Raw genomic sequence first — 23,698 nt, forward strand, 5'->3', positions numbered from 1 at the left:
AGGTCATTCCGCTGCTGTCCGGCGCCGGTAGAGATGGTTTTTCTCATCCTCATCCGTGGCCGAGTTGTAGCTGTAGGTTTTCCACGAAGGCTCGTAGTCCTCGTCCGCCTGATTGCCCCAATAGGTCCAGCCGGGGCGCGTCCCGCGCGCAAACAGTTCCAGATACGGCCCGGGCGAACAGCTTTCGATCAGGCTGTATTGCTCATCCGGCTTGCGCGAATGCTCGCGCTTGCGCGATGCCATGTAGTTGACCTGGCTGCGGCCGGGGGCAAGTGTGCGGGCGTTCTTGCCGCGCACGCCGAACAGGATCAGCTCGGTCACGTTGCGGAAATAGAAGCCGACGCCGCGGCCGTCCGAGCCGCCGTCCTTGCGCACCTTGTGCCAGACGATGTTGGACTTGTACTCGAAGCCCCATGCCTGCATGACCTGCAGCGCCTCCGGCAGCAGCGCGTTCGGCGTCCAGAGGTAGAGATGGGCCGTCGGTTCGAGGATCTCGGCCACCGGCAATTCGCAGATCTCATGCGTGCTCATCGTGCCGTAGCGGTTCAGCCGGCGGTGTTCTGGCGCCACTTTTCCGGTCCGGTTCAGGAACCGCCAAGGCGGATCGGCCAGGATGGTCCGGAATTTCTGACCCCGCAGCTTGCTCGCGAAATCAACGATTGTGTCAAGGGTCTCATCTGTCATCGATATAGGCTTCCGGTTTGATGCCGAACACTAGCACAGGACATCCGCCCGCGCCGCCGCCGATGATCTTGGGAAACAGTTTTTCGGTGTGCGTGGTGGCTTTTCCATAGGTCGTGGCCGAGCGGCCGGCCGTCTTGAGCACCGTTTCAAGACTGGTCGCCCGCGTGACGATCAGCCCGGCATCGATGATTCGCAAGTCGTAGAGCAACCGGAAATTGTTGAGATCGCGGTCGAAGAACGGATCCTTGTTGTTCCATTCCACCTCCAGCGCCACCGCCCCTTGACGCAATCCACGCTGTGCGTTGGCGAGGGCGCGATCTCGCCATCGACCACGATGGCGGTGTCGAAGGATTTTTCCGTCCAGCCGCGGGCATAGAGTTCGCTGTCGATGAAGCGGGAGACCGGCGACTTGTTGCCGCCGCCCGTGGCTATCGAACTGAAACGCAACTGGAAACGCGCAAGCACGTCGAGGACTTCCCCGAACGCCTCTTCATGCACGGTGGACAGGATGGCGATGGCATTGCGCCAGTCGAGGACCTCGTATTTCGTCAGGATGTCCGCGGGCAGTTCGTCCGCCCCCTTCATTCGGCGGCCTCCTGCCCCTCGGTCACGCCGGCCATCAGCAGGCCGAGTTCGCCTTCGGTGGCGTCCGGCCCGCGCTCGCCGGCAATCCGCCCGGCGAACATGACCAGGATACGGTCCGAAAGCGAGCGGATCTCGTCCAGTTCCACGGAGACGAGCAGCACCGCCTTGCCCGCATCGCGCATTTCGATGATGCGCCGGTGGATGAACTCGATGGCCCCCACATCAACGCCGCGCGTCGGCTGGGCGACGACGAGCACTGCCGGATCCTGCTCCATCTCGCGCGCCAGCACGATCTTCTGCTGGTTGCCGCCGGAAAAATTCGCCGATTTCAGGCGGCAGTTCGGCGGGCGGATGTCATAGGCCTCGATCTTGGCGGCGGCATCCTTGCGGATGGCGTCGATGTCGAGAAACGGACCCTTCAGGTATTTCGCCTGGCCGTGATAGCCAAGGATCGAGTTCTCCGCCTCCTCGAAGGGCAGGACAAGGCCCGTATAGTGGCGGTCTTCCGGCACATGGGCGAGGCCCCGGCGGCGCAGTTCCGCCGGATCGGCGGCGCCGGTGACATGGATCGGCAGGCCATCGAGAAGGACGCGCCCCGACACCGCCCGGCGCATGCCGGCTATGGCCTCGATCAGTTCCGACTGGCCGTTGCCGGCCACGCCCGCAATGCCGACGATCTCGCCGGCCCTTACCTCGAAGGAGACGTCATCGACCATGGTGACGCCGCGCCTGTCGCGCACGGTCAGTCCCTCGACCGCCAGCTTGACCGCGCCCGGCCTGGCCGGGCCCTTTTCCACGCGCAGCAGGACACGCCGGCCCACCATCAGCTCGGCCAGTTCCTCCACGCTCGTCTCTGCGGTCTTGCGGGTTGCGACCATGGTGCCCTGGCGCATCACCGAGACATTGTCGGTAATGGCCATGATCTCGCGCAGCTTGTGCGTGATGAGCACGATCGTCTTGCCCTGCTCCTTCAATTGCGCGAGCACCCGGAACAGGTGGTCGGCCTCCGCCGGCGTCAGCACGCCTGTCGGCTCGTCGAGAATGAGGATCTCGGCGCCGCGATACAGCGCCTTGAGGATTTCCACGCGCTGTTGCAGGCCGACGGGCAATTCCTCGATGACGGCCTCGGTATCGACTTCCAGCGCATAGGTCTCTTCAAGGCGGCGCAATTCGGCACGCGCGTCGGCTATGGCGCCGGTCAGCATCTGCCGGCCTTCCGCGCCGAGCATCACGTTTTCCAGAACGGTGAAATTCTGCACCAGCATGAAATGCTGATGCACCATGCCGATGCCGGTGGCGATGGCATCGTTGGGAGTGTTGATGGCTGCCGGCGCGCCATTGACGCGGATGGAACCCGAATCGGCCTGGTAGAACCCGTAAAGGATCGACATCAGCGTGGATTTTCCCGCGCCGTTCTCGCCGATGATGCCGTGAATGGTTCCCTTCTCGACCGTCAGGTTGATGTCGCGATTGGCCTTGACGGGGCCGAAACTCTTGTTGATGCCGGTCAGTTCGATGGCTGGCGCAGACATTTCGCCCCGATCCCCTTCCTTGCGCCGGCCTTTACCCATGTGAATCGACGGGACAAGGGGCCGGTCCTTTCCCTTTAGTCTCGACATTTATTCGCGCCCTTGTCAATTTCCCTTGCGCGAAGGAGGAGGCCCATGAACCCGTTCACTTTCAACACCACCAGGAGCATCGTTTTCCGCAATGGTGCCGCTGCCGATCTGGCCGACATCGCCGGCGGGCTGCTCGGAACCAGCGTGCTGCTGGTCACCGATCCGGGGCTTCGGGCGCTCGGCCTGTGCGATCCGGCCATCGAATCGCTCAAGCGGTCGGGCCATGCCGTGACGGTCTACGACAAGGTCGAGGCCGATCCCTCCCGCGCCACCCTGATGGCGGCGGCGCAGGCCGCCCGCGAAGCCGGCGTCACCGGCGTTGTCGGCTTCGGCGGCGGTTCGTCGCTCGATATTGCCAAGCTGGCCGCACTGCTGGCCGGTTCGGGCGAAGACATCGACGAAGCCTGGGGCGTGGGCAATGCGAAGGGGCCGCGCCTGCCGCTGGTCCTCGTTCCCACCACCGCCGGAACGGGTTCGGAGGTCACGCCGGTTTCCATCATCACGGTGGAGAATGACGAGAAGCGCGGCGTTTCCTCGCCTGTCATCCTGCCCGACATCGCCATTCTGGATGCGGAACTGACAGCGGGCCTGCCGGCCCACATCACCGCCGCAACCGGGGTGGACGCCATGGTTCACGCCATCGAGGCCTATGCCTCGAGAAACGCCAACAACAATCCGCTGTCGCGCATGATCGCCCGCCAGGCGCTGGAACTCCTGGGCGCCAATATCGAGGAAGCGGTCTTCAACGGGCGCAACATGGAAGCGCGTTCCGCCATGCTGCTCGGGTCCATGCTCGCGGGGCAGGCCTTCGCCAATTCGCCGGTGGCGGCGGTGCATGCGCTGGCCTATCCCATCGGCGGCATATTCCATGTCCCGCACGGCCTGTCCAACGCCCTGGTGCTGCCGCATGTGCTGCGCTTCAATGCGGCCGACACGGTGAACGGATCGGAGCGGCTCTATGCGGAACTGGCGCCCTGCGCCTTTCCGGACCTTGGCCAGGAAGGAGGCAGCCAGGCGACCTGTGCCGCCTTCATCGAGCGGCTGGCGGGTCTTTCGCAGAAACTCGGCCTGCAGACGAAACTGCGCGAGGTGGGGATCGGCGAGGAGCACCTGGAGCAGATGGCGGCGGATGCGATGAAGCAGACGCGCCTTCTGGTCAACAATCCGCGCGATGTGCTGGAAGCCGATGCCCTGGCAATCTACCGGGCGGCGTGGTGAGATGAGCAAGCCCGCGCCTTCCTCCCGCGACGCCTACAAGGCATTCCGCACGATCACCACGCGCTGGTCGGACAATGACGTCTACGGCCATATGAACAACGTGGTGCACTACGCGCTGTTCGACACGGCGGTGAACGGCTGGCTGATCGAGGCCGGCGTGCTGGACATCCATCACGGCGACCAGGTCGGTCTCGTCGTGGAAACCGGCTGCCGCTACTTTGCCGAAATGGCCTTTCCCGACGTGGTGACCGCCGGCATCCGGATTGCACAGCTTGGCACATCCGCAGTGACCTACGAGATCGGCCTGTTTCGCAATGACGAGGTCGCGGCTGCTGCCGAAGGCCGTTTCGTGCATGTCTATGTGGACAAGGCGAGCCGCCGGCCAATGCCGCTCAACGCGCCCCTGCGCGCGCTGCTGGAAACTGCGCTGGCGGACACCCCGGCATGACCACACCCGAGGACCGCATCACCGAACTGGAAATGCGCGTGGCCGAACTGGAGCGGGCCAACGAGGAACTTTCCGCGCAATTGGCCGAACAATGGAAGGTGGTGGAAAGCCAGCGGGCCAAGATGGATGAACTGATCCGCCGCTTCCTGACCGTGGAACAGGCCGTTCAGCCGGAGATTCCGGTGGACAAGCCGCCGCACTGGTGACGGCCGGTCGCCCCGGACCCGCGCCCCGCCCTTTCGGCACGACTGAGGAAAGGAAAACGCCCGGCTCTCGAAGCCGGGCGTCTGCGTTCAAGCGAAACGGCAGCAGAGCCGATCATCAATAGGGGCAGGATTCATCCGACATGTAGTCGTGGACCTGGATTTCGCCGGCGATGATCTTCGCCTTGGCATCTTCCACGGCCTTGAGCATGTCCTCGGTAACGAGATCCTTGTTGTTCTCGTCCATCGCATAGTCGACGCCGCCTTCCGCCAGCCCGAGAACATTGACGCCGGTGGAGAAGGCATCGTTCTTGGAATCCATGAAGGCATTGTAGACGGCGACATCGACGCGCTTGAGCATGGAGGTCAGCACATGGCCGGGCTGCAGGCCGTTCTGGTTGGAATCGACACCGATGCCGTACTTGCCTTCGTCGGCAGCCGCCTGAAGCACGCCGATGCCCGTGCCGCCGGCGGCGGCGTAGATGACGTCCGCGCCCTGGGCAATCTGGCTCTTGGCGATCTCGCCGCCCTTGGTGGGATCGTTCCAGGCAGCCGGCGTGTCGCCTGTCATGTTCTGGATCACCTCGGTGGCGCCGGCCGCCTTGGCGCCGCCGACATAGCCGCAGCCGAACTTGCGGATCAGCGGAATATCCATGCCGCCGATGAAGCCGACCTTCTTGGTCTCCGATTTCATGGCGCCCATGACACCGACCAGATAGGAGCCTTCATGTTCCTTGTAGACGACGGAGCGGACGTTCGGCGCATCCACGACCATGTCGATGATGGTGAACTGGGTATCGGGAAATTCCGCAGCCACCTTTTCGAGTGCCGCGGCCCAGGAGAAGCCGGCCATCACGATGGGATTGTTGCCATCCTCGGCGAACTTGCGCAGGGCCTGCTCGCGCTGGGCATCGTTCTGGATCTCGAATTCGCGATAGGCGATGCCGGTTTCTTCCTTGAACTTCTCGGCGCCGTTATAGGCCGATTCATTGAAGGACTTGTCGAATTTTCCTCCCAGATCGTAGATGATCGCCGGATCGATTTCCGCGGCATAGGCCGAGGCAGTCATCGCTGTGGCGGCCAGAAGGCCCATAATCATACGCTTCATGTGTTCGCACCCTGTCGGTTGGTTCTTGTTCAAGCCGGGCCGCCCGGACAAGCGGCCACGCCCGGAAGGCGGGTCTTGCCGCGCCTGGATAAGCATCCTTGCACGGAAACCACGCCTTGACACCTACAATGTTGACCAGACGGTAGAAAAAATCGAGCCAGAACAAGGCTTGAGCGGCGTCACGCCCCCACGGCGGCAGGGTAGGGCACACCGGTCCCGCGCAGCGTCGCGGTGCCGGAAGGGTTGCGCGCCAGATATTGCTGGTGCTCCTCCCCGGCGAAATAGAACGGCGCGGCCGGGCGGATTTCCGTTACGATTTTTCCCGAGTGGACCGGCGCCAGGGCTTGTGCATAGGTCTCGCGTGAGGCGAGCGCCGCGTCCTGCTGGGCGTCGGTCGTCGTGAAGATTGCCGAACGGTACCGCGTGCCGATATCCCGGCCCTGCCGGTTGAGTTGGGTGGGATCGTGGTTCTCCCAGAACAGCCGCAGGAGGCCGGCCAGGGGCATGGCCTCGGGGTCGTGGACCACCTTGACCGTCTCGGCATGGCCGGTCATGCCGGTGGCGACTTCCTGTTGGGTCGGGTTCGGTGTGTAGCCGCCCATGTATCCCGCCGCGGTGATCCAGACGCCGGGTTGCTGCCAGAACAGCCGCTCCACGGCCCAATAGGCGCCCATGGCGAAGAAGACCGTTTCAAGGCCTTCCGGGGCCGGTGCGTGCAGGTCGCGCCCGTTGACGAAATGCGATGCCGCGGTTGCCTGCGGTTCGGCGCGCCCCTTCAGCGCGTCTTCCGGCTTGGGCATGTGAAGCTGCTTGTTGAGCATGTTTCCCAGGAAATGCATGTCCGGTTCTTCTCCGTAGGGGCTGCGCGCTCAGACGTCGCGGGCGAAGCGGCCGCCGACACGGCGCGGCGGGCGGTAGCCCAGGGCATGGAAGACGAGCGCAAGGGCGGCGAAGACGACGAAACCCGGCAGGTTCAAAATGGTGACGATGCCGGGATCCCAGACCCCGGCCGGTGCATGGGCCAGCACTGTTTCCCGCAAGCCTGCCAGGGTGCCGGGTGACGTCTCGGTCCAGCTGTGCATGAGCGGCGTGAGAACGGCCCGGTTTGCGGCCAGCGAACGGGCAAGGTCGAGAATGCCCATGATGCAGGCCACGGCCAGGCACAACAGGGCGACAAGACGGTTCAGGAATCGAAGCATGGAAGCTCCCTGCAGGTTCGCGCCGCCAGAGGCGCCTTGGCAAGAGCCATAGTGCAAGGCGGCCTGTGGGGCAATTGTCCGCCCGGCCGATGCGGGCAGCAAAGGCGATGGACTGGTGCGATTGCGGGGCGCGGCAACCGTCATGCCGGTCCGCAAGGCGCGGCAAGGGTGCAGTGGCGACAGGCGGTTGAAAATTCGTCATCCAGCCTTCATTTAACGGTTGAACGGCGGCACTTTCTGGCTATAGTCCGCGCCGGTCAGGGGGGGCGGCACAAAGCCCCCGCCCGGGTTCAACCGCCGGGGTGACGATCAACAGGGTGAGGTGGCCGAGTGGTTGAAGGCGCACGCCTGGAACGCGTGTATACGGGAAACCGTATCGAGGGTTCGAATCCCTCTCTCACCGCCATTCCTTCCGGTCAATCATTGTTTTTGCCTGATTATCAGGAAGGGACGTGGATTCAACCGACGTCCTTGCCCGTTTTGACTTGGCGTGGAGGCATCCCGTGCTCGCACCGGTCGCTTGATCGCCGGTATTTTCTACAGCATTGCATCCGGCGGCGGATGCTCGCTGCCAGCCATGGAACGTCTTGGCAGATCCATGCCAATCGCGCACGGCGGCTGTCTCAGGTCGCGCGGCGGATCATGCCGTAGCGGGCATAGTCCCGGTAAAGCGGCTGGAAGTGCTGGGTTCCGCCAATCGCGCGTGCCGCGCGCCGGATTTCCTGGTGCAGCGTGGCCCTCGGCGTCACGTGGAAGCGTGCCAGCCAGGCATGCAATGCCATCTTGAACCAGGCCGGCAGTTCTTCCTGCTGACCGAAATCGACCACATGCAGGCTGCCACCCGGCTTGAGAACGAGGGCGGCCTGTCCAAGCGCGCTCTCCCAATCCGGTATCATGGACAGGGAATAGGAAATGAACACACGGTCGAAGAGGTCGACACCGAAATGGCGTTGCGGATCGAGCGCGGTGGCATCGCCAAGCGCCAGCCGTGTGCGCGCCATGGCGCCGCTTCGCGCCAGTGTGCGGCCGGCCGACTTGAGCATTTCGGCGGAAATGTCGATGCCGTAGAGTTGGGCGCAAGGGTAGCGCGCGGCCGCCGCCGCCAGGTTGCGCCCCGTTCCGCAGCCGATTTCGAGCACGCTTCCGCCGGCCGGCGGTTGCAGTTTGCCGATCAGGTGATCGCGGCCCAGCAGATAGAACTTGCGCGTCACGTCATAGACGTGGCGCTGGTAGCGATAGACGCCATCCATGAGCGCGGCGTGGCCGGCAACCGCGTTTTCCATGTCAGCGCTCCTTCACATAGAGATGAAAGCCGCCATAGATGGCCGAGCGGTCGCGCCGGGTCAGGTCTTCCGATTGCGATTCCCGGTAAGTCCATTGCGACAGGATCGCATCGTCGACGCGGCCAGGCAGCAGCGTCGGTTCGGCGGCAGTCCGGAAGATCACCCGCGCGCCGGTCGCCGCGGTCCGCGTGATTTCGCTCCAGAGGTCGTTGAGCTGGCGATCCGTCATCCAGTCCTGTGCGTCCAGCAGCACATAGGCGTGGCGCGAGGCAGCCGGAAGGGCGCGCAGGTGGTCGGTCACGCTCTCGTTCAGCACCCTGACACAGCGGGCATTGGCGCGCAGGGCGCGGAATTTCGCACGTTCCAGATAGGGCGGCAAAGAAGCGCCGGCGCCCCGGTCATAGCCACGGGCGAAGCCCTGCCAGGCGAAGTAGTTGTCTGACAGCGGAAAGCCGCAGGCCAGCTTGCGTGTGCGTTCCCGCAGCACTTCGGCCATGTCGCCATCCGGGCCGGCCAGCGCCTCGTACTGCGCCGGAGGTATGCCCAGGCCGAACAGCGAGGCGCGGCGCGAGGTCAGGAAACGCACGAATGGGCGGTCGAAGAGCGGCGACAGCTTCTCCTCGAAGAAGCGCGCCTGTTCTTCCAGCGTCGTGCATGCGGTCAGGTCGCGCGGGTCGACGCCATGCAGCCGGGCCAGCATGTGCCCTGCGAAGATGAAGCGGCCAAGAAGGCCCTGCCGATGGAAGCCGCGGGCGAACATGGAAATGCGGCGGCGGCCATCCAGCCCGCGCCGTTCCCACCAGTCACGGGTCTGGCGATCCAGGTTGTCGGCAATGAAGCGTTCATAGGCGATGACGTTCACCGGGTCGTCGCCATGGCCGAAAAAGCGCATGAAATCGCCCGGACCGGGCAGATGGAGTGCGGCGGCAATCTTGAGGCGGCCGAGCGCCACATGGGCGGGCGACAGATCGACGGCGGTGATCGAGCGGGGACCGGCTGTCACATAGGACAGGACGTTGCACGAACCCGAGGCGATGCAGACCATCTCGTGATGCGGCCGGATGTCGAGGGCTTCCATGTCCACGACCGGGTCTTCCCAGATCTGCGGGTAGACGAGCCCGCGAAAGGCGCGGGAAAAGATCCGCTCCAGCAGGCCGTCCAGCGACAGCGCAGGATTCTGGTGAACGGCTTCACCCAGCCGCTTGCCTACGGTCAGTGCGGTGGCGTCGGTCATGGCATGTCCCTTTCCCGGAAATGTCTGGTCAGGCCGCGCGGCGGGCGGCCGTGGCGGCGGTGGCGGGCTCGCCATCATGCGTCTGACCGGCACCGGCGGCCCTTGCCCGTCCGGCGGCGATGCGTGCCCAGTCGATGATCTCCAGCCGGCCGTCATTGTGCTCCACGATGGCCGTGCAGCTTTCCACCCAGTCACCGGTGTTGAGGTAGTGGACGTCGCCGATCATCTCGCTGGCCGCATGGTGGATGTGGCCGCAGACGATGCCGTCGGCACCGTCCTTGCGGGCTTCCTCTGCCAGCACCGTCTCGAAGTCGCCGATATAGTTGACGGCGCGCTTGACCTTCAGCTTGGCCCATTTGGAGATCGACCAGTATTCCATGCCCAGAAGGCGCCTGCCGCGGTTGAGCCACTTGTTGGCCCACATAGCCGCGCCATAGGCCCAGTCGCCCAGATGCGCCAGCCACTTGTGGTTCAGGACGACCATGTCGAACTGGTCACCGTGGATGACGAGAAGGCGCTTTCCGTCGGCCGTCACGTGGATATCGCGGTCGCGCACCTCGATGCCGCCGAAATGGACGCCCTGGTACTCCCGCAGCACCTCGTCATGATTGCCCGGCACATAGACGATGCGCGCGCCGGCCCGCCCCTTGCGCAACAGTTTCTGGACAACGTCATTGTGGCTTTGCGGCCAGTAGAAGCCCTTGCGTTTCATGCGCCAGCAATCGACGATGTCGCCGACCAGGTAGATGGTTTCGGCGTCATGCTCTCGAAGGAAATCCAGAAGCATCGGCGCCTGGCAGTCGGGCGTTCCCAGATGAACGTCCGAAAGGAAGAGGGTGCGATATTTTGCCGGCTTGGTCATGGTCATGGCTCGGTCTCTGGCTGTGCTGGCAGCCTTAGAGCCGATTTGCGTTGCAGCCATGTGACGGTTCCGGCCAAACGCCCGCCGACGGTGCGGTGGGTTGCGTTTTCTAGCCGGGCAGGCCGGCAGATTGTTCCACGAGGGCCAGGACGCGGCGTCCGGCCGCCTCGACCGGGCCGCTGTTGTCGATCTCCACGGCCTCGCCGTCTGCGGCGGTTTCGAGGCGCGCGCGCGCCATGCGTTCGCGGATTTCCGCCTCGCTTTCGCGGCCCCGTTCACCGAGCCGGCGGAGGAGTTCTGCCGGATCGACGGTCAGAAGAATGACAAGTACATTGTCAAAAATGGCCCGGATGCGGGGCAATGCCTGCCGCGACCCGTTGACGACCGCGGTTCCGCCCTTGCGCACATGATCCAGCGTGCCCGCCGGTATGCCGTAGGACAGGCCATGCGCTTCCCAGGTCACGCAGAACGCGCCGCTGCGTTCGGCCACGGAAAACTGCTCCGGCGTCATGGCTTCATGGGCCTCGCCGCCGGCATCGGCGGGGCGGGTGATCGCCCGGCGAACGAAAAGGATGCGCGAAGCCGGATCGACATGGCCGCGCAGCCAGTCGATCAGCGTGTCCTTGCCCGAACCGCTCGGGCCGGCAATGACGACGAGACGTCCCTGCATCGCCGCGCCTTCCGCTTTCGCCCTCACGCCACCCTTCGGCCTTCGCGCCACACGGTACGCACGACCGGTACCTCGTCGTTCCGCCGCAGGCGGACGAGATCGGCGCGCAGCCCCGTCGCGATCCGTCCGCGGTCTTCGAGGCCGACCTGACGGGCCGGATTTGCCGTCACCATGGCGATGGCACTCGGCAGCGAAACCGCTTCCATCTCGTCAGCCAGCGTGAACGGTGCATGGATGAGGCTGAACGGCACATAATCGGACGACAGGATATCAAGGACGCCTTCCCTGGCAAGATCGCGGGCGGAAATGTTGCCCGAATGGGATTTGCCGCGCACCACATTGGGCGCGCCCATGAGCACGCCGAGACCGGCTTCGTGACTGGCCCGCGCGGCTTCCAGGCTGGTGGGGAATTCGGCCACCCTGGCTCCCGCCTCGCATGCCTCGGCCACGTGGTCCAGCGTGGCATCGTCATGGCTGGCCAGCGCGATGGACCGCTCGCGGCAGGCTTGTGCGATTGCCTCGCGATGCGGTCCGGAATAGCGCGCGGACTGCTCCTGGCGGCGCTTGACGAAATCGGCGAAGGCCGCGTCGGAAAGGCCGCGCTTCTCCTTGTAGTAGAGCACGTATTGATCCATGGTCCGGAACTGCCGCTGCCCGGGCGCATGATCCATGAGCGAGGCCAGGCCAACCATGGGATCGGTGCGGAAATCCTCGAAGTGATCGAGGACATCGGCGGCCGAAACCTCGCAGCGCAGATGAATGCGATGGTCCGCGCGCAGACGGTCCTGCGCGGTGGCCTGCGCGAGCGAATCGGCCAGGGTCCGCATTTCGCCCCGGGCAAAGCCGCTGTCTTCATCGGCCCCCATGCGCAGGCAATCGAACACGGTGGTAATGCCCGAGGCCGCGACCTGCGCATCATGGGCCTGAATGGCCGAGGTCACGTTCCAGCGCACGCCCGGACGCGGCGAATAATGCGCTTCGAGATGGTCGGTGTGCAATTCGACCAGGCCGGGCAACAGATAGTCGCCATCCATGTCCTCGCCACCCGCCACGGCACCTTCGCTGACATCGGCAATCAGGCCGTCGCGGATGAGAACGGAGCCGCTCAGGATGTCGTTTTCCAGAACGATGCGGGCATTGGTGAGGACGAATTCTCTGGCCATGTCAGGCAGACTTTCTTTCCTGCGCGGCGCCAAACGCGCGCATGCGGTGAACGATGAAGGGCGCGCCGGGCTCCGGCTCGACGAAAAGGGCAAGGTTGGCGACCTCGACGGGCTCCTGGAGGATCGGGCCGAGGAATTCGGCCAGCGTCCGGCGCATGCGGTCGGCTTCCCCGGGCGGAACGCGCCCGGTGAGGGTCATGTGGAAGCGGAAGGCGTCGAACACATAGGGGTAGCCCCATTGCTGCAGATAGCGCAGCTCGCGGGGTTGCATTCGCTCGGTCTGCCGGCGTGCCGCCTCGTCCTCGCCGAGCGGCGCGCGGAAGCGGTCGAACGCACGCACGCAATCGGCGGCAAGGGCATTGAGGTCGCCATGCGGCTCTGCCGGCACCAGGGCGAAGAAGCCGTCAAGCTGCCGGATTTCCAGCTTCGGCACGAAGAAGGCGGCACGGCTGGCGCAAAAGGCGTCGAATGCGGCGACAAGCTGCGCCTCGCTGGTGTCGGCGGCAAGCCGGAACGGCGCTTTCAGCGTGGCGTGAAAGCCGTAGCGGCGGGGTGCAGCGGTATGGAATGCGATCTCGGCCTGCTCCATCGAGCCGATAGACGGCACTGCGACCGGCTGGCCGGTAAAGGCGTCGCGGCCCAGCCAGTTGACGGCGACACGGGTGAGCGGGTCGTCGTGCGGCGGCGTGAAATAGATCGCATAGCGCATCATGGTCATGCTCCTTCCGGGTTTGCGCCCGGATAGGTGATTTGCATGACAGCTTGACGAAGCGTCACCGTCATCGCGCGTTTTCCCCGATCAGGCGCGAGCGCAGGGCGTTGGAGACGCTGTCGAAGACATAGACCACGGCCAGAATGAGGATGACCATATAGGCCACGTTTTCCCAATCCTGGTTCGTGCGCATGGCCTCCCAGAGCTTCAGACCGATGCCGCCGGCCCCGACGGCGCCGATGATCGTCGCCGAACGTGTGTTCGACTCCCAGAAGTAGAGCGATTGCGACAGGAAAACCGGGAGAACCTGAGGCATGACGCCGAAGCGCTGCACCAGCAGCGGCGCGGCGCCGACCGAGCGCACGCCCTCGCGCTGCTTGTCGTCGATGTTCTCCAGGGCCTCGGCGTAGAGCTTGCCCAGCGTGCCGGTATCGGTGAAGAAGATCGCCGAAATGCCGGCCAGCGGGCCGGGGCCGAAGGCGCGCGTGAAGAAGAGCGCCCAGATCAGCATGTCGACGGAGCGCTGGAAATCGAAGAACCGCTTGATGACCTGGTTCACGATCCGGTTCGGCGTGATGTTCCGCGCGGCCACGAAGGCCAGCGGGAAGGCGAGGACCGTCGCGAACAGTGTTCCGACAAAGGCCATGACAATGGTTTGCAGGAGCTTTGTCCAGACATCGAGATGCTGCCATTCGGCATTGTAGAGGATGTCGTTCCAGGCCTGCGCCAGATTGGAGCGATCCGGGTTCACCCGCTCGCCCGATGCGAGCATGGACATCACCTCGCCGAAGGACTTGCCCCAGAAGGCCGACCGCGTATCGAACACGAAATTTTCCCAGCCCAGGAAGCGCTTGTAGACCTTGACCCCGTCATGGTCGATCTCTGCCCGCCCGGCAAATCCGAAGCGCACGATGACCTTGCGGCCCTCGTATTTCTGCTCGGCCCACTCCGGCAGCGGGCCTTCGGCTGATACCTTGTCCCCCGGCCCAAGCCGCACGACGAGGGTCTTGCCGCCACGGCTGACCGTGACGCGCTCGGGCAGGATCTCGACCTTGTCGGCCGCATCGAAGGTGACGACGGCGCGTGTGAGCACTTCCTCGCGCACCGTTTCGGTGACCGTCACGGTTTCGGCAACCCCGGCATTGCCGGTCGCGGCGCCAGGCGCCATGAAGCCGATGGCCGGTTCCTCCGAAGGCCTTGTGCCCTTCGCATCGGGAACCATGAAACTGTTGGCGATCTTGTTGTGGAGCGCGCCGGCGCGGGCGGCCGGCGCCTGTTTCGTGATCGTGCGCGTCCGCGTTTCGCGATCCGCTTCCAGCCAGTCGGGCCGCGGATCGGAACCCAGTGGAGAGAAGCGGGGGAATTTCACCGTCATGGCGCCATCGGTTTCGATGTCGATGACGGGGCGTGCTTCCCATGAAATCCAGTCGGCCAGATAGGCGCCGGCGATATCGGTATTGGCCTTGCGAAAGGCATCGCCGATGGAGAAGAACCACCAGCAATAGAAGCTGTAGAGGACGATGGCCAGCACCATCAGCGCCGGGCCATAGCGTTTCCATGGGCGGGTGCGGAACACGTCCGGATGGCGCCGGATGACGGTCGCCCTGTCGGTGGCGTCGAGCATGGTCATGGGTTCAGCGTCCGAAATCGAAGGCCTGGTCGCCCACGAGGCGGCGGCGCAACCAGGCGGAAAACTGGTCGACCGCGACAATCGTGGTGAACAGGAGGAAGATGATGGCGATGGTCTTGGCCTCATGGCCGCGGCTGATGGAGAGGCGCAGCGCCTCGCCGATGCCGCCGCCGCCGACCGCGCCGATGATGGTGGATGCGCGCACGTTGATCTCGAGGCGCAGCAGGAAATAGCTCATGAAGTTCGGCATGACCTGCGGAACGATGCCATAGGCGACGCGCTCGACCCAGTTGCCGCCGACGGCGCGCAAACCCTCTTCCGGGCGCATGTCGGCATTCTCGACCACCTCGAAGAACATCTTTCCGAGCGCGCCGATGGTATGGATCGAGACGGCGATGATGGCCGGGATCGGACCGATGGACAGGATGGCGACGAAGAAGCCGGCGATGACGATTTCCGGAAAGGCGCGCAGGAATTCCATCAGCCGGCGCACCGCGCCGCGCGTCCAGGGGTTGGGATTGAGATTCTTCGCCGCGAGAAAGGAAAGCAGGAAACCGAACGTCAGGCCGATCAGGGTCGAGAGCAACGCGATATTGAGCGTCTCGAGCATCTTGTAGAAATATTCGGGAATGTAGAACCAGTCGGTCAGGACGACACGGCCTTCCGGGTAATTGTATTTGAAACTGCCGTCGTCATAGGGCGAGGGAAGATCGAAGAGCGCGCGCACCGGCTCGAATGCATCGCGCGGCGCCAGGTCGATGAAGAAATCGAAGAAATAGGGCAGCCGGTCGAAAAACTTGCCGGCATTGGTCTCGTTGGCGAACCAGAGCGAGCCCGAAAGGGCCACCAGGACCACCACAAGTCCGCCCCAGGTGTAGAGACGCCGGCGGCCGGTCAGTTCGCGCCAATGGCCCTCGATGAGGCGTGCCGATTCGGACAGCGGTGTCACGTTATCAACGGTTGCCATGTCGTGTCTGGTCCCTGGCGTCATGGTGCCGCGGGCCTTGCGGTCCGCGGCACACATGGAAGTGTCGGATGAAGCTTAGGAGCCGATCTTGGCCTTGCGGGCCGCGATGATGGCCTTGTAGAAGTCGGCATTGACCTCGGTGAAGCCCTTGTAATCGCCGCCCTGGATGGCGGAGAAGCACTCCGGATCGCCTTCCGGCAGCCCCATCATGAAGTCCTTGAACCTGGTCTTCATGTCGGCATCCATCGAACTGCGCACGACGATCGGCCCGTTCGGGATCAGCGGCGACTGCCAGAGCTGAACGAGGTCGTCCATGTTCAGGATGCCCTTGTCGACCATCTTGCGCAGGTTGCCGGAGGTGTAGCCGTCCTTGAACTCACCGACGCCCGACGCCCAGGTCGTGCCGGCATCGAACGTGCCCTTGACGACTTCGAGAACGAGGTTCTCATGGCCGCCGCCAAAACCGGTCTCGGAGAAGTATTCCTTGATCGAAGTGCCGATGGCTTCCGGCAGCGTGACGGAGGGGACCAGGAAGCCGGAGGTGGAATCCGGATCGGCGAAGCCGAGCTTCTTGCCCTTCATGTCTTCCAGCCTGGTCAGGCCGGAATCCTTGCGGGCGACCATGACGGAATAGTAGCCGGTGGAACCATCGGTCTGCACCGTGGTCAGGATCGGCTCGACAGCGTTCGGGTCGGAGAGATAGACCTTGGCATAGCCGGACGCGCCCAGTTCGGCATAGTCCAGCGTTCCTCCCAGCAGGCCCTGAATGACGCCGTCATAGTCGGCCGCCGGAAAGAGCGAGACCTTTTCGACACCGAGAACCTCGGGAAGTTTTTCGACCATGCACTGGAAGTTGCGCAGGCGGTCGGCTTCGTTTTCACCGCCCAGAATGCCGATGCGGAATTCCTTGAGGTCTTCGGCGCCGGCCGGCGCGGCAGCGACGAGAGCGGCAAGCGAGGCCGCAGCGAGAAGGACTTTCTTGAACATGGGAGTTCTCCTTGTTTCGACCGGGCCATCCGGTCCGCTTGAAGCAGAAAGGCGCCCGTTACGCGGGCGAGGCGATCCCGGCGACCTCGTGCTGGCGGGTCACGCCAGCCGGATGCCCGGTGGATTGGCTGGCCGCTCTCGCGGCTTTCGGGGTACCGAGCGCCGTCGAGGTGACTTCCTCGGACAGTTCTCCTTCGGAAACGCCGTAGATCATCTTGACGGCTTCCGGGGTCAGGTCGCGGGCAGGGCCGTCGAACACGACCTTGCCGGCCGACATGCCGATGACCCGCTCGCAATAGGCGCGGGCTGTATCGAGCGTGTGCAGGTTGGTGATGACGGTCATGCCTTCGCGGCGGTTGATGTCGGCCAGCGAATCCATCACCACCTGCGCGTTGAGCGGATCGAGCGAGGCGATCGGCTCGTCGGCCAGGATCATTTTCGGCGACTGCAGCAGCGCCCGGGCAATCGCCACGCGCTGCTGCTGGCCGCCCGACAGCGTGCCGGCGCGTTGCAGGGCGGTCTGTGCGATGCCAAGACGCTCCAGCGCCATCAGCGCCTGCGCGCGCTCTTCATCCGAGAAGATGTTCAGCAGGTTCAGGAGCGTGGAACGGTGATTGAGCCGGCCCAGCAGGACATTGGTGAGCACATCGAGGCGCGGCACGAGATTGAATTGCTGGAAGATCATGGCGCAGTCGCGCTGCCAGTTGCGCAGCGCGGTTCCGCGAAGGGCCGAAACCTCCGTGCCCTCGAAGCGAATGACGCCATCCGACACGCCGATGAGCCGGTTGATCATGCGCAGAAGCGTGGACTTGCCGGCGCCCGAACGGCCGATGACGCCGACCATCTGACCCTGCGGGATCGAAAGCGTGACGGAATCGACCGCGGTGTTGGCCCCGAAACGGCGGGTGACATTGGCAAGTTCGAGCATGGTCCGTTCCGTTCATCGGTGGCGGCTGTTTAAGACTTTCGCGTTTCCGCTACCCCGGGCATGTGAAGCGTACGTGTCGATGCCGTGACAGTTCGGTGACAGTGCACACCGGCGCACCGGATCACGCGCCGGCGGCGTATTTTTCGAGGAAGCCCGCAGCGTCGAGCGTGCGGAAATCCTCCAGCGCAGCGCGCAGGCGGTCATGGTCCCAGTCCCACCAGGCAAGGCGATCCATCCGGGGACCGAGGCCGTCCTCGAAGCGTTGGCGGATCGGTCGGGCCGGCACGCCGCCGACGACCGTGTAGGGCGCCACATCCTTCGAGACGACCGCACCGGCGCCGATCACCGCGCCATTGCCGACGGTCACGCCAGGCAGGATGGTGGCGCCATGGCCGATCCAGACATCGTGGCCGATGGTCACCGTATTGGACCGGCGCCACTCGAAGAACGCGCTTTCGTTTGCCGCGTCATCGAAATAGTCGCCGGCGCGATAGGTGAAATGGTGCAGCGTGGCGCGCCAGACCGGGTGGTTCGTGGCATTGATGCGGACATGGCTGGCAATGTTGACGAACTTGCCGATGCGGGCCGCCCAGGCCTCGCATTCGCGCATCATGTAGGAATAGTCGCCAAGCGTGGTTTCGCTGACATGGCAGCGCTCGGCGATTTCGGTGTAGCGCCCGATCTCGCTGTCGGTGACCAGCGCTGTGGCGTGGATCAGCGGCGCTTCGGAAAGACGGGTCATGCCGCATCTCCCTTCGGCGTGAAGGCGGTGACGTCGATGACCGTGTCGGCAACCGCCTCGCGCACATCCGCGTCATGAAAGATGCCGAGCAGGGCCACGCCCTTCGTCTTCTTCTCCTCGATCATGGCGATGACAACGTCGCGGTTTGCCGCATCGAGCGATGCCGTCGGCTCGTCCAGCAACAGGACCGGATGATCGGTGATGAAGCCGCGGGCGATGTTGACGCGCTGTTGCTCGCCACCGGAAAAGGTGGCCGGCGGCAGGTGCCACAGGTGTTCGGGCAGGTTCAGCCGGGCCAGCAGTTGCGCGGCGCGATGGCGCGCCCGCTCGGGATCGGCGCCACGCGCCAGCAGAGGTTCGGCGGCGACATCAATGGCCGGCACACGCGGCACCGCACGCAGGAACTGGCTGACATAGCCGATGGTTTCCCGGCGGATCGCCAGCATGCCGCGCGGGCTGGCCCGGGTAATGTCGATCAGGCGGCCCCTGTGATTGACGATGATCTGGCCCTCATCGGCACCATAGTTGCCGTAGAGCATTTTCAGGATGGAACTCTTGCCCGACCCGGACGGGCCGCCGAGCACGGCGCAGGAACCGGCCTTGAGCGAAAAGGACACATGCTCCACCACATTGAGGCGGATGCCGTCTCGCAGATGCATGGTGAAGGTCTTGGCGACATCGGAAACGACGAGTGGTGTCGGCATGGTCACACCTGCAGGATGGAGGAAACGAGAAGCTGGGTATAGGGCGCCTGGGGGTCGTCCAGCACGCGGTCGGTCAGGCCTGTTTCAACCACCTTGCCCTCCTTCATCACCATCATGCGGTGGGACAGCAGGCGGGCGACGGCCAGGTCGTGCGTGACCACCACGGCCGCCAGCCCGAGATCGGCGACAAGTCCGCGCAGAAGGTCCAGCAGGCGCGCCTGAACCGAGACATCCAGCCCGCCGGTCGGCTCGTCCATGAAGACAAGGCGCGGCCCGGTGACCAGATTGCGCGCGATCTGAAGGCGCTGGCGCATCCCCCCGGAAAAGGCGCGCGGCTGGTCGTCGACCCGGTCCTGCCCGATCTCGACGCGGCCGAGCCAGTCGATCGCCGTCTCCCGGATGCGGCCGTAGTGGCGATCGCCAACGGCCATCAGCCGCTCGCCCACATTGGCGCCGGCCGAGACCGTCATCCGCAGGCCGTCGGCCGGATTCTGGTGGACAAAGCCCCAGTCTGTGCGCATCAGCAGGCGGCGCTCCGCTTCGCTCATGCGGTAAAGCTCGCGCATCTCGCCGCTGCGCATCCGGTAGTTCACCGTCCCGGCCGAAGGCGGCAGGCGCGTGGAAATGCAATTGAGCAGCGTCGTCTTTCCGGAACCGGATTCACCGACGATGGCGAGCACTTCGCCGGGCCAGAGATCGAAGGAGACGTCCTGGCAGCCGATGCGTGCGCCGTAGAATTTCGAAACCGAACGGACCGACAGGAGTGCGGCGTCATCGGGCTGCTCCACGCTCGTCTCGACCGGTTGCTGATCGATCACGTTCATTGCGCAGCCTCCCCGGCCAGCATTTCCCCGCAATGCCCGGCCGCGCGGCGTTCCTCGCAATGGTCGGTGTCGGAACAGATGAACATCCGCCCGCCGGCATCATCGAGGATGACCTCGTCGAGATAGACGCCTTCTGCGCCGCACAGGGCGCAGGGCTTGCCGAAGTCCTGGACGGTGAAGGGATGATCCTCGAAATCCAGGCTTTCCACCTGCGTGAAAGGCGGAATGGCATAGATGCGCTTTTCCCGGCCGGCACCGAAGAGCTGGAGCGCCGGGCTCATGTGCATTTTCGGATTGTCGAACTTGGGCGTGGGCGAGGGGTCCATGACATATCGCCCCTCGACCTTGACGGGATAGGCATAGGTTGTGGCGATGTGGCCGTTGCGGGCGATGTCCTCGTACAGCTTCACATGCATGAGGCCGTATTCCTCCAGCGCATGCATCTTGCGGGTCTCGGTCTCGCGGGGCTCCAGGAAACGCAGCGGCTCGGGGATCGGCACCTGGAAGACAAGCACCTGCCCGCTTTCAAGCGGCGTCTCCGGAATGCGGTGACGGGTCTGGATGAGAGTCGCCGCGGCGGTGCGGGTTGTCGTTTTCACACCGGCCGTCTTCTCGAAGAACTTGCGGATCGAGATGGCATTGGTGGTGTCGTCGGCGCCCTGGTCGATCACCTTGAGCGTGTCGTCCGGCCCGATGATCGAGGCCGTCACCTGCACGCCGCCCGTTCCCCAGCCATAGGGCATGGGCATTTCGCGCGAGGCGAAGGGCACCTGATAGCCGGGAATGGCGATGCCCTTGAGAATGGCACGGCGGATCATCCGCTTGGTCTGTTCGTCCAGATAGGCGAAATTGTAGGCCGCGATGGCCTCGGCGGGCGTGCTCATTCCGCTGCCTCCAGTTCGTCCCCGCCGTCGGAGCCGTGCGCGGCGTCGTACTCGGCGCGCATGCGGCGCACTAGGTCGAGCTCTGCCTGGAAGTCGACATAGTGGGGCAGTTTGAGATGTTCGACGAAGCCCGTCGCCTGCACGTTGTCGGTATGGGAAATGACGAATTCCTCATCCTGGGCGGCCGCCGTGATGTCCTCGCCCAGTTCACGGGCGCGAAGCGAACGGTCCACCAATGCCATGGCCATGGCCTTGCGTTCCGACTGGCCGAAGACGAGACCATAACCGCGCGTGAATTGCGGCGGCGCCTTGGCCGAGCCCTTGAACTGGTTGACCATCTGGCATTCCGTGACCTGGATCCGGCCGAGCGTCACGGCAAAGCCCAGTTCGGCCACCTCGATGCTGACTTCGACCTCACCGATCCTTATTTCGCCGGCAAAGGGATGGGACCGGGCGTAGCCGCGCTGGGTGGAATAGCCAAGCGCAAGCAGGAAGCCCTCGTCGCCGCGCGACAGCGCCTGAAGCCGGGTGTCCCGGTCCATGGGGAATTCCATCGGCGTACGCGTGATGTCGCCGACCCCCTTTTCGCCGGGAACCGCGCCATCCGCCTCGATCAGGCCTTCCTCGGCGAGAATTTCGCAGACACGCATGGCCGGCACCGGATCGGCGTCGCGGCATGCGGGCTCAACAGGGGCTTCATCGCCCGACAGCGAGGGATCCAGCAGGCGATGCGTGTAATCGAAGGTGGGGCCAAGCACCTGGCCGCCGGGAAGATCCTTGTAGCAGGCGGAGATACGCCGCTCGACCAGCATGGCACCGGTATCGACCGGCAAGGCATAGCCGAAACGCGGCAGGGTGGTGCGATAGGCGCGCAGCAGGAAGATGGCCTCGATGAGATCCCCGCGCGCCTGCTTGACGGCAAGCGCGGCCAGGCCCCGGTCGTAGAGAGACCCTTCCGCCATGACGCGGTCGACGGCGAGCGCCAACTGACCTGCAATCTGCTCCAGTGTCAGTGCCGGAATGTCGGGGTTTCCACGTCTGCGGGCATCCAGCAGGCGGTGGGCGTTTTCGATGGCGGTTTCGCCACCCTTCACGGCGACATACATCGGCTCAGCCCTCCAGGGTCGCGAGGCGGGTGGAACGCGGCAGGCAGGCCACCGCTTGCGGTCCGGCCAGAATCAGGTCGACCCCGCGCGGAAAGCGGGCGCGGTTGGCGCGCCATTGCGTGTCGAAATTACGAAGCATCGGCGCGGGCGCGAGGGTTCGCGTGTCGCGGATTCCGGGGCCGGCCAGGGTCAGGCGATCACCATCCTCGAAACCCGAGACCTGCAGGACGATGGTGGTGGAGCGGTCGGGATATTCATGCGTGCCGAGCGAAAAGCTCTCGCAGGCGGGCATGACCGACGGATCGGTGACGAAGGCGAAATGGGCCTCGACCGGATTGGCCGTGACAGGCGCGCCGGCATGAAAGGCGATCCAGGCTTTCACGCCCTCATGACCGGCCAGCGCGGCGTCGAGCCAGACCGGCGTATCGGCATCGCAAAGCGTGCATAACAGTGCGCCGGCCACGGGCGACAGCGGCGCCGGGGGCGCCGCCGGCCGTCCAACGGCCTGCACGGTGCCCGGTTCCGCCATGGCCGCCATGACAGCGCGAAAGGCCGACTGGGCGTCGAAGACCGGATCGGCAAGGCCGCCGGCAAGATGATCGGCTATGGGCATCAGTCCTCTCCGCGCACCATGGTGAAGAAATCGACGCGGGTTGCGGCCGTCTCGCCGCGCTTGCGGGCGTCGGCGGTCCGGGCCGCTTCCTGAAGCGGTGCGATGATGCATTTCTCGATGTCAGCCGTTCTGGCCGGATCGCTGGCCAGCGCGTCGACGACCGCGGCAAGGCGCGACTTGGCGTGGTCGCGGCCCAGCATCCAGGCATGGCCCACGGCGCCGTCCTCAAGCCGGACGGTGGCCCGCGTGACCGTCGCCTCTCCGAAATTGAACGGCGATCCGCCACCGCCGATCCGGCCGCGCAGCGTCACCAGTCCGGTTTCCGGTCCGCGCACCATGGAAAACACCGGATCCAGCCCGAGACCGCTCATGAGCCGCGCCAGTTCCCGGCCATCAGCCTGTGCCAGAACCGCCATGCGGCGCGCCCGCTCAGCTTCCGGTGCGTCCTCGCGCGTTTCCTTGAAATCCACCATCCGATCCCCAATTTGTCTATTGTTTTAGACAACCATACAAGATAGCCTTGTTTAGCGTTTTCGAATGACAGACCTGTGACAGGAACAGACGGCATGACCGATACAGGCCCGCCAGCCATCGAGCGGCGCAGCGGCGTCACGCTCTGGCGCCAGATCGCCGACCGCATGCGTGCTTCCGTCATTGCGCAGGGCGCACCGGATGACCGGCTGCCGCCGGAAACTGAACTGGCCACGCGCTTCGGCGTCAACCGCCATACGGTGCGCGCGGCCATTGCGGCGCTGGTCCGGGAAGGCGTGTTGCGCAGCGAGCAGGGGCGCGGAACCTTCATCGTGCGCCGCCAGCGCGTCACCTATCCGATCCGCCAGCGAACCCGGTTCGCCGAGGGACTGGCCGGCCAGGCGGGCACGCGCAGCAGCATTGTCACCGCTTCGTCAAGCGAAAGCGCGAATGCCGAACAGGCCGGCAGGCTCCGGCTTGCGCCTGGTGCGCGCCTTGTGCGCCTTGAGACGGTTTCGCTGGCCGACGGCCTGCCGGTCTCGGCCGCCACGCACTGGTTCCCCGCCGAACGGTTCGCCGCCTTGCCGGATGCGGTCCGGGCCAGCGGATCGGTCACGGCAGGGCTTTCAGCCTGTGGTGTGGACGATTACCTGCGCGCCGAAACAGTGGTCGAGGCCGAACATGCCTCGGCGCGCGACCGGTCGGCGCTCGGGCTTGCGCCGGGTGCCATCGTCCTCACCGCCCGGGCGGTCAATGTCGACCGTGCGGGCTTTCCGGTCCAGTATTCGCTCACGCGCTTTGCCGCCGACCGGGTGACGCTCAGCGTTGCCCATGACGCACCCGGCTGAACCGGA

At 64.8% G+C, this 23,698-nt stretch carries 26 protein-coding genes, 1 tRNA gene and 1 pseudogene; 5 read left to right on the forward strand and 23 right to left on the reverse strand.

Annotation, left to right across the window (positions count from 1 at the left end; genetic code table 11):
- Positions 1 to 3 precede the first annotated feature (3 nt).
- The 3 genes and pseudogenes from R3D65_RS07240 to R3D65_RS07250 all read right to left on the reverse strand — a co-directional run bounded on the left by R3D65_RS07240 (position 4) and on the right by R3D65_RS07250 (position 2,801).
- A complete protein-coding gene (locus tag R3D65_RS07240) occupies positions 4 to 684 on the reverse strand; it encodes an MT-A70 family methyltransferase (protein WP_371274548.1) in 681 nt (226 codons plus the stop codon).
- Positions 674 to 1,269, reverse strand: a pseudogene (locus tag R3D65_RS07245) (BglII/BstYI family type II restriction endonuclease). The gene R3D65_RS07240 and the pseudogene R3D65_RS07245 overlap by 11 nt, the downstream one beginning before the upstream one ends.
- The gene (locus R3D65_RS07250; RefSeq protein WP_371274549.1) at positions 1,266 to 2,801 is read right to left on the reverse strand and encodes an ABC transporter ATP-binding protein; all 1,536 of its coding nucleotides are present in this window, start codon (positions 2,799 to 2,801) and stop codon (positions 1,266 to 1,268) included. The pseudogene R3D65_RS07245 and the gene R3D65_RS07250 overlap by 4 nt, the downstream one beginning before the upstream one ends.
- A 132-nt stretch (positions 2,802 to 2,933) precedes the next feature.
- Between R3D65_RS07250 and R3D65_RS07255 the strand changes: the two genes are divergently transcribed.
- The 3 genes from R3D65_RS07255 to R3D65_RS07265 are packed head-to-tail and all read left to right on the forward strand — an operon-like array spanning position 2,934 to position 4,760.
- Entirely contained in the window at positions 2,934 to 4,106 is a 1,173-nt protein-coding gene (locus R3D65_RS07255; protein WP_371274550.1) for an iron-containing alcohol dehydrogenase, read from the forward strand.
- A gap of 1 nt (position 4,107) precedes the next feature.
- A complete protein-coding gene (locus tag R3D65_RS07260; RefSeq protein WP_371274551.1) occupies positions 4,108 to 4,554 on the forward strand; it encodes an acyl-CoA thioesterase in 447 nt (148 codons plus the stop codon).
- The gene (locus tag R3D65_RS07265; RefSeq protein ID WP_371274552.1) at positions 4,551 to 4,760 is read left to right on the forward strand and encodes a SlyX family protein; all 210 of its coding nucleotides are present in this window, start codon (positions 4,551 to 4,553) and stop codon (positions 4,758 to 4,760) included. The genes R3D65_RS07260 and R3D65_RS07265 overlap by 4 nt, the downstream gene beginning before the upstream one ends.
- 115 nt (positions 4,761 to 4,875) lie before the next feature.
- Here R3D65_RS07265 and R3D65_RS07270 read toward each other — a convergent pair whose 3' ends face one another.
- The 3 genes from R3D65_RS07270 to R3D65_RS07280 all read right to left on the reverse strand — a co-directional run bounded on the left by R3D65_RS07270 (position 4,876) and on the right by R3D65_RS07280 (position 7,064).
- On the reverse strand, positions 4,876 to 5,865 hold the full coding sequence (locus tag R3D65_RS07270; RefSeq protein ID WP_371274553.1) for a BMP family protein: 990 nt from the start codon (positions 5,863 to 5,865) through the stop codon (positions 4,876 to 4,878).
- A 179-nt stretch (positions 5,866 to 6,044) separates the two neighbouring features.
- A complete protein-coding gene (msrA, locus tag R3D65_RS07275) occupies positions 6,045 to 6,704 on the reverse strand; it encodes a peptide-methionine (S)-S-oxide reductase MsrA (RefSeq protein WP_371274554.1) in 660 nt (219 codons plus the stop codon).
- Between the two features lie 30 nt (positions 6,705 to 6,734).
- Complete coding sequence (locus R3D65_RS07280) at positions 6,735 to 7,064, reverse strand: hypothetical protein (protein WP_371274555.1); 330 nt, start codon at positions 7,062 to 7,064, stop codon at positions 6,735 to 6,737.
- A 316-nt stretch (positions 7,065 to 7,380) separates the two neighbouring features.
- On the opposite strand from R3D65_RS07280, the gene R3D65_RS07285 reads away from it, so the two are divergent.
- Positions 7,381 to 7,470 (forward strand) — tRNA-Ser (locus R3D65_RS07285).
- Between the two features lie 217 nt (positions 7,471 to 7,687).
- On the opposite strand, the gene R3D65_RS07290 is transcribed toward R3D65_RS07285, so the two are convergent.
- The 17 genes from R3D65_RS07290 to phnG form a co-directional block, all read right to left on the reverse strand.
- The gene (locus R3D65_RS07290) at positions 7,688 to 8,347 is read right to left on the reverse strand and encodes a class I SAM-dependent methyltransferase (RefSeq protein WP_371274556.1); all 660 of its coding nucleotides are present in this window, start codon (positions 8,345 to 8,347) and stop codon (positions 7,688 to 7,690) included.
- 1 nt (position 8,348) lies between these two features.
- The gene (locus tag R3D65_RS07295; RefSeq protein WP_371274557.1) at positions 8,349 to 9,581 is read right to left on the reverse strand and encodes a DUF3419 family protein; all 1,233 of its coding nucleotides are present in this window, start codon (positions 9,579 to 9,581) and stop codon (positions 8,349 to 8,351) included.
- A 28-nt stretch (positions 9,582 to 9,609) separates the two neighbouring features.
- Positions 9,610 to 10,449 (reverse strand): UDP-2,3-diacylglucosamine diphosphatase, encoded by an 840-nt coding sequence (locus tag R3D65_RS07300; RefSeq protein WP_371274558.1) that lies wholly within the window; start codon positions 10,447 to 10,449, stop codon positions 9,610 to 9,612.
- A gap of 103 nt (positions 10,450 to 10,552) precedes the next feature.
- Positions 10,553 to 11,140, reverse strand: a complete 588-nt coding sequence (gene phnN / locus R3D65_RS07305; RefSeq protein WP_371274559.1) for a phosphonate metabolism protein/1,5-bisphosphokinase (PRPP-forming) PhnN — start codon at positions 11,138 to 11,140, stop codon at positions 10,553 to 10,555.
- Positions 11,137 to 12,276: an alpha-D-ribose 1-methylphosphonate 5-triphosphate diphosphatase gene (locus tag R3D65_RS07310; RefSeq protein ID WP_371274560.1), complete on the reverse strand. Its 1,140-nt coding sequence runs from the start codon at positions 12,274 to 12,276 to the stop codon at positions 11,137 to 11,139. The genes phnN and R3D65_RS07310 overlap by 4 nt, the downstream gene beginning before the upstream one ends.
- A gap of 1 nt (position 12,277) precedes the next feature.
- Complete coding sequence (locus R3D65_RS07315) at positions 12,278 to 12,985, reverse strand: DUF1045 domain-containing protein (RefSeq protein ID WP_371275005.1); 708 nt, start codon at positions 12,983 to 12,985, stop codon at positions 12,278 to 12,280.
- A gap of 70 nt (positions 12,986 to 13,055) precedes the next feature.
- Entirely contained in the window at positions 13,056 to 14,618 is a 1,563-nt protein-coding gene (gene phnE / locus R3D65_RS07320; RefSeq protein ID WP_371274561.1) for a phosphonate ABC transporter, permease protein PhnE, read from the reverse strand.
- 4 nt (positions 14,619 to 14,622) lie between these two features.
- Positions 14,623 to 15,585 carry a phosphonate ABC transporter, permease protein PhnE gene (gene phnE / locus R3D65_RS07325; RefSeq protein WP_371274562.1) on the reverse strand — a complete coding sequence of 321 codons (963 nt, stop codon included), beginning with the start codon at positions 15,583 to 15,585 and terminating at the stop codon, positions 14,623 to 14,625.
- A 75-nt stretch (positions 15,586 to 15,660) separates the two neighbouring features.
- A complete protein-coding gene (gene phnD, locus R3D65_RS07330) occupies positions 15,661 to 16,572 on the reverse strand; it encodes a phosphonate ABC transporter substrate-binding protein (protein ID WP_371274563.1) in 912 nt (303 codons plus the stop codon).
- Positions 16,573 to 16,630: 58 nt separating this feature from the next.
- Positions 16,631 to 17,500: a phosphonate ABC transporter ATP-binding protein gene (gene phnC / locus R3D65_RS07335; RefSeq protein ID WP_371274564.1), complete on the reverse strand. Its 870-nt coding sequence runs from the start codon at positions 17,498 to 17,500 to the stop codon at positions 16,631 to 16,633.
- Positions 17,501 to 17,621: 121 nt separating this feature from the next.
- Positions 17,622 to 18,242, reverse strand: a complete 621-nt coding sequence (locus R3D65_RS07340) for a DapH/DapD/GlmU-related protein (protein WP_371274565.1) — start codon at positions 18,240 to 18,242, stop codon at positions 17,622 to 17,624.
- A complete protein-coding gene (gene phnL, locus R3D65_RS07345; RefSeq protein ID WP_371274566.1) occupies positions 18,239 to 18,946 on the reverse strand; it encodes a phosphonate C-P lyase system protein PhnL in 708 nt (235 codons plus the stop codon). The genes R3D65_RS07340 and phnL overlap by 4 nt, the downstream gene beginning before the upstream one ends.
- A gap of 2 nt (positions 18,947 to 18,948) precedes the next feature.
- The gene (gene phnK, locus R3D65_RS07350) at positions 18,949 to 19,770 is read right to left on the reverse strand and encodes a phosphonate C-P lyase system protein PhnK (RefSeq protein WP_371274567.1); all 822 of its coding nucleotides are present in this window, start codon (positions 19,768 to 19,770) and stop codon (positions 18,949 to 18,951) included.
- Complete coding sequence (locus R3D65_RS07355) at positions 19,767 to 20,654, reverse strand: alpha-D-ribose 1-methylphosphonate 5-phosphate C-P-lyase PhnJ (RefSeq protein WP_371274568.1); 888 nt, start codon at positions 20,652 to 20,654, stop codon at positions 19,767 to 19,769. The genes phnK and R3D65_RS07355 overlap by 4 nt, the downstream gene beginning before the upstream one ends.
- Positions 20,651 to 21,760, reverse strand: a complete 1,110-nt coding sequence (locus R3D65_RS07360) for a carbon-phosphorus lyase complex subunit PhnI (RefSeq protein WP_371274569.1) — start codon at positions 21,758 to 21,760, stop codon at positions 20,651 to 20,653. The genes R3D65_RS07355 and R3D65_RS07360 overlap by 4 nt, the downstream gene beginning before the upstream one ends.
- A gap of 4 nt (positions 21,761 to 21,764) precedes the next feature.
- Positions 21,765 to 22,373 (reverse strand): phosphonate C-P lyase system protein PhnH, encoded by a 609-nt coding sequence (phnH, locus tag R3D65_RS07365; RefSeq protein WP_371274570.1) that lies wholly within the window; start codon positions 22,371 to 22,373, stop codon positions 21,765 to 21,767.
- On the reverse strand, positions 22,373 to 22,846 hold the full coding sequence (gene phnG, locus R3D65_RS07370) for a phosphonate C-P lyase system protein PhnG (RefSeq protein ID WP_371274571.1): 474 nt from the start codon (positions 22,844 to 22,846) through the stop codon (positions 22,373 to 22,375). Before phnG ends, phnH begins: the two co-directional genes overlap by 1 nt.
- Positions 22,847 to 22,939: 93 nt before the next feature.
- On the opposite strand from phnG, the gene phnF reads away from it, so the two are divergent.
- The gene (phnF, locus tag R3D65_RS07375; protein ID WP_371274572.1) at positions 22,940 to 23,692 is read left to right on the forward strand and encodes a phosphonate metabolism transcriptional regulator PhnF; all 753 of its coding nucleotides are present in this window, start codon (positions 22,940 to 22,942) and stop codon (positions 23,690 to 23,692) included.
- Positions 23,693 to 23,698: the final 6 nt, after the last annotated feature.

Source organism: Zhengella sp., from assembly GCF_041397485.1.
Classification (GTDB): domain Bacteria; phylum Pseudomonadota; class Alphaproteobacteria; order Rhizobiales; family Rhizobiaceae; genus Zhengella.

What these genes read in the sequence shown, in the direction of transcription:
- phnC (WP_371274564.1), bottom strand. Translation starts at nt 17,500, where the DNA reads ATGCTCGAACTTGCCAATGTCACCCGCCGTTTCGGGGCCAACACCGCG.
- R3D65_RS07280 (WP_371274555.1), bottom strand. Translation starts at nt 7,064, where the DNA reads ATGCTTCGATTCCTGAACCGTCTTGTCGCCCTGTTGTGCCTGGCCGTG.
- R3D65_RS07265 (WP_371274552.1), top strand. Translation starts at nt 4,551, where the DNA reads ATGACCACACCCGAGGACCGCATCACCGAACTGGAAATGCGCGTGGCC.
- R3D65_RS07255 (WP_371274550.1), top strand. Translation starts at nt 2,934, where the DNA reads ATGAACCCGTTCACTTTCAACACCACCAGGAGCATCGTTTTCCGCAAT.
- R3D65_RS07270 (WP_371274553.1), bottom strand. Translation starts at nt 5,865, where the DNA reads ATGAAGCGTATGATTATGGGCCTTCTGGCCGCCACAGCGATGACTGCC.
- phnE (WP_371274562.1), bottom strand. Translation starts at nt 15,585, where the DNA reads ATGGCAACCGTTGATAACGTGACACCGCTGTCCGAATCGGCACGCCTC.
- R3D65_RS07295 (WP_371274557.1), bottom strand. Translation starts at nt 9,581, where the DNA reads ATGACCGACGCCACCGCACTGACCGTAGGCAAGCGGCTGGGTGAAGCC.
- R3D65_RS07250 (WP_371274549.1), bottom strand. Translation starts at nt 2,801, where the DNA reads ATGTCTGCGCCAGCCATCGAACTGACCGGCATCAACAAGAGTTTCGGC.
- phnG (WP_371274571.1), bottom strand. Translation starts at nt 22,846, where the DNA reads ATGGTGGATTTCAAGGAAACGCGCGAGGACGCACCGGAAGCTGAGCGG.
- phnK (WP_371274567.1), bottom strand. Translation starts at nt 19,770, where the DNA reads ATGAACGTGATCGATCAGCAACCGGTCGAGACGAGCGTGGAGCAGCCC.
- phnD (WP_371274563.1), bottom strand. Translation starts at nt 16,572, where the DNA reads ATGTTCAAGAAAGTCCTTCTCGCTGCGGCCTCGCTTGCCGCTCTCGTC.
- R3D65_RS07360 (WP_371274569.1), bottom strand. Translation starts at nt 21,760, where the DNA reads ATGTATGTCGCCGTGAAGGGTGGCGAAACCGCCATCGAAAACGCCCAC.
- R3D65_RS07340 (WP_371274565.1), bottom strand. Translation starts at nt 18,242, where the DNA reads ATGACCCGTCTTTCCGAAGCGCCGCTGATCCACGCCACAGCGCTGGTC.
- R3D65_RS07240 (WP_371274548.1), bottom strand. Translation starts at nt 684, where the DNA reads ATGACAGATGAGACCCTTGACACAATCGTTGATTTCGCGAGCAAGCTG.
- phnH (WP_371274570.1), bottom strand. Translation starts at nt 22,373, where the DNA reads ATGCCCATAGCCGATCATCTTGCCGGCGGCCTTGCCGATCCGGTCTTC.
- R3D65_RS07260 (WP_371274551.1), top strand. Translation starts at nt 4,108, where the DNA reads ATGAGCAAGCCCGCGCCTTCCTCCCGCGACGCCTACAAGGCATTCCGC.
- msrA (WP_371274554.1), bottom strand. Translation starts at nt 6,704, where the DNA reads ATGCATTTCCTGGGAAACATGCTCAACAAGCAGCTTCACATGCCCAAG.
- R3D65_RS07315 (WP_371275005.1), bottom strand. Translation starts at nt 12,985, where the DNA reads ATGCGCTATGCGATCTATTTCACGCCGCCGCACGACGACCCGCTCACC.
- phnL (WP_371274566.1), bottom strand. Translation starts at nt 18,946, where the DNA reads ATGCCGACACCACTCGTCGTTTCCGATGTCGCCAAGACCTTCACCATG.
- R3D65_RS07355 (WP_371274568.1), bottom strand. Translation starts at nt 20,654, where the DNA reads ATGAGCACGCCCGCCGAGGCCATCGCGGCCTACAATTTCGCCTATCTG.
- phnE (WP_371274561.1), bottom strand. Translation starts at nt 14,618, where the DNA reads ATGACCATGCTCGACGCCACCGACAGGGCGACCGTCATCCGGCGCCAT.
- phnF (WP_371274572.1), top strand. Translation starts at nt 22,940, where the DNA reads ATGACCGATACAGGCCCGCCAGCCATCGAGCGGCGCAGCGGCGTCACG.
- R3D65_RS07310 (WP_371274560.1), bottom strand. Translation starts at nt 12,276, where the DNA reads ATGGCCAGAGAATTCGTCCTCACCAATGCCCGCATCGTTCTGGAAAAC.
- R3D65_RS07300 (WP_371274558.1), bottom strand. Translation starts at nt 10,449, where the DNA reads ATGACCATGACCAAGCCGGCAAAATATCGCACCCTCTTCCTTTCGGAC.
- R3D65_RS07290 (WP_371274556.1), bottom strand. Translation starts at nt 8,347, where the DNA reads ATGGAAAACGCGGTTGCCGGCCACGCCGCGCTCATGGATGGCGTCTAT.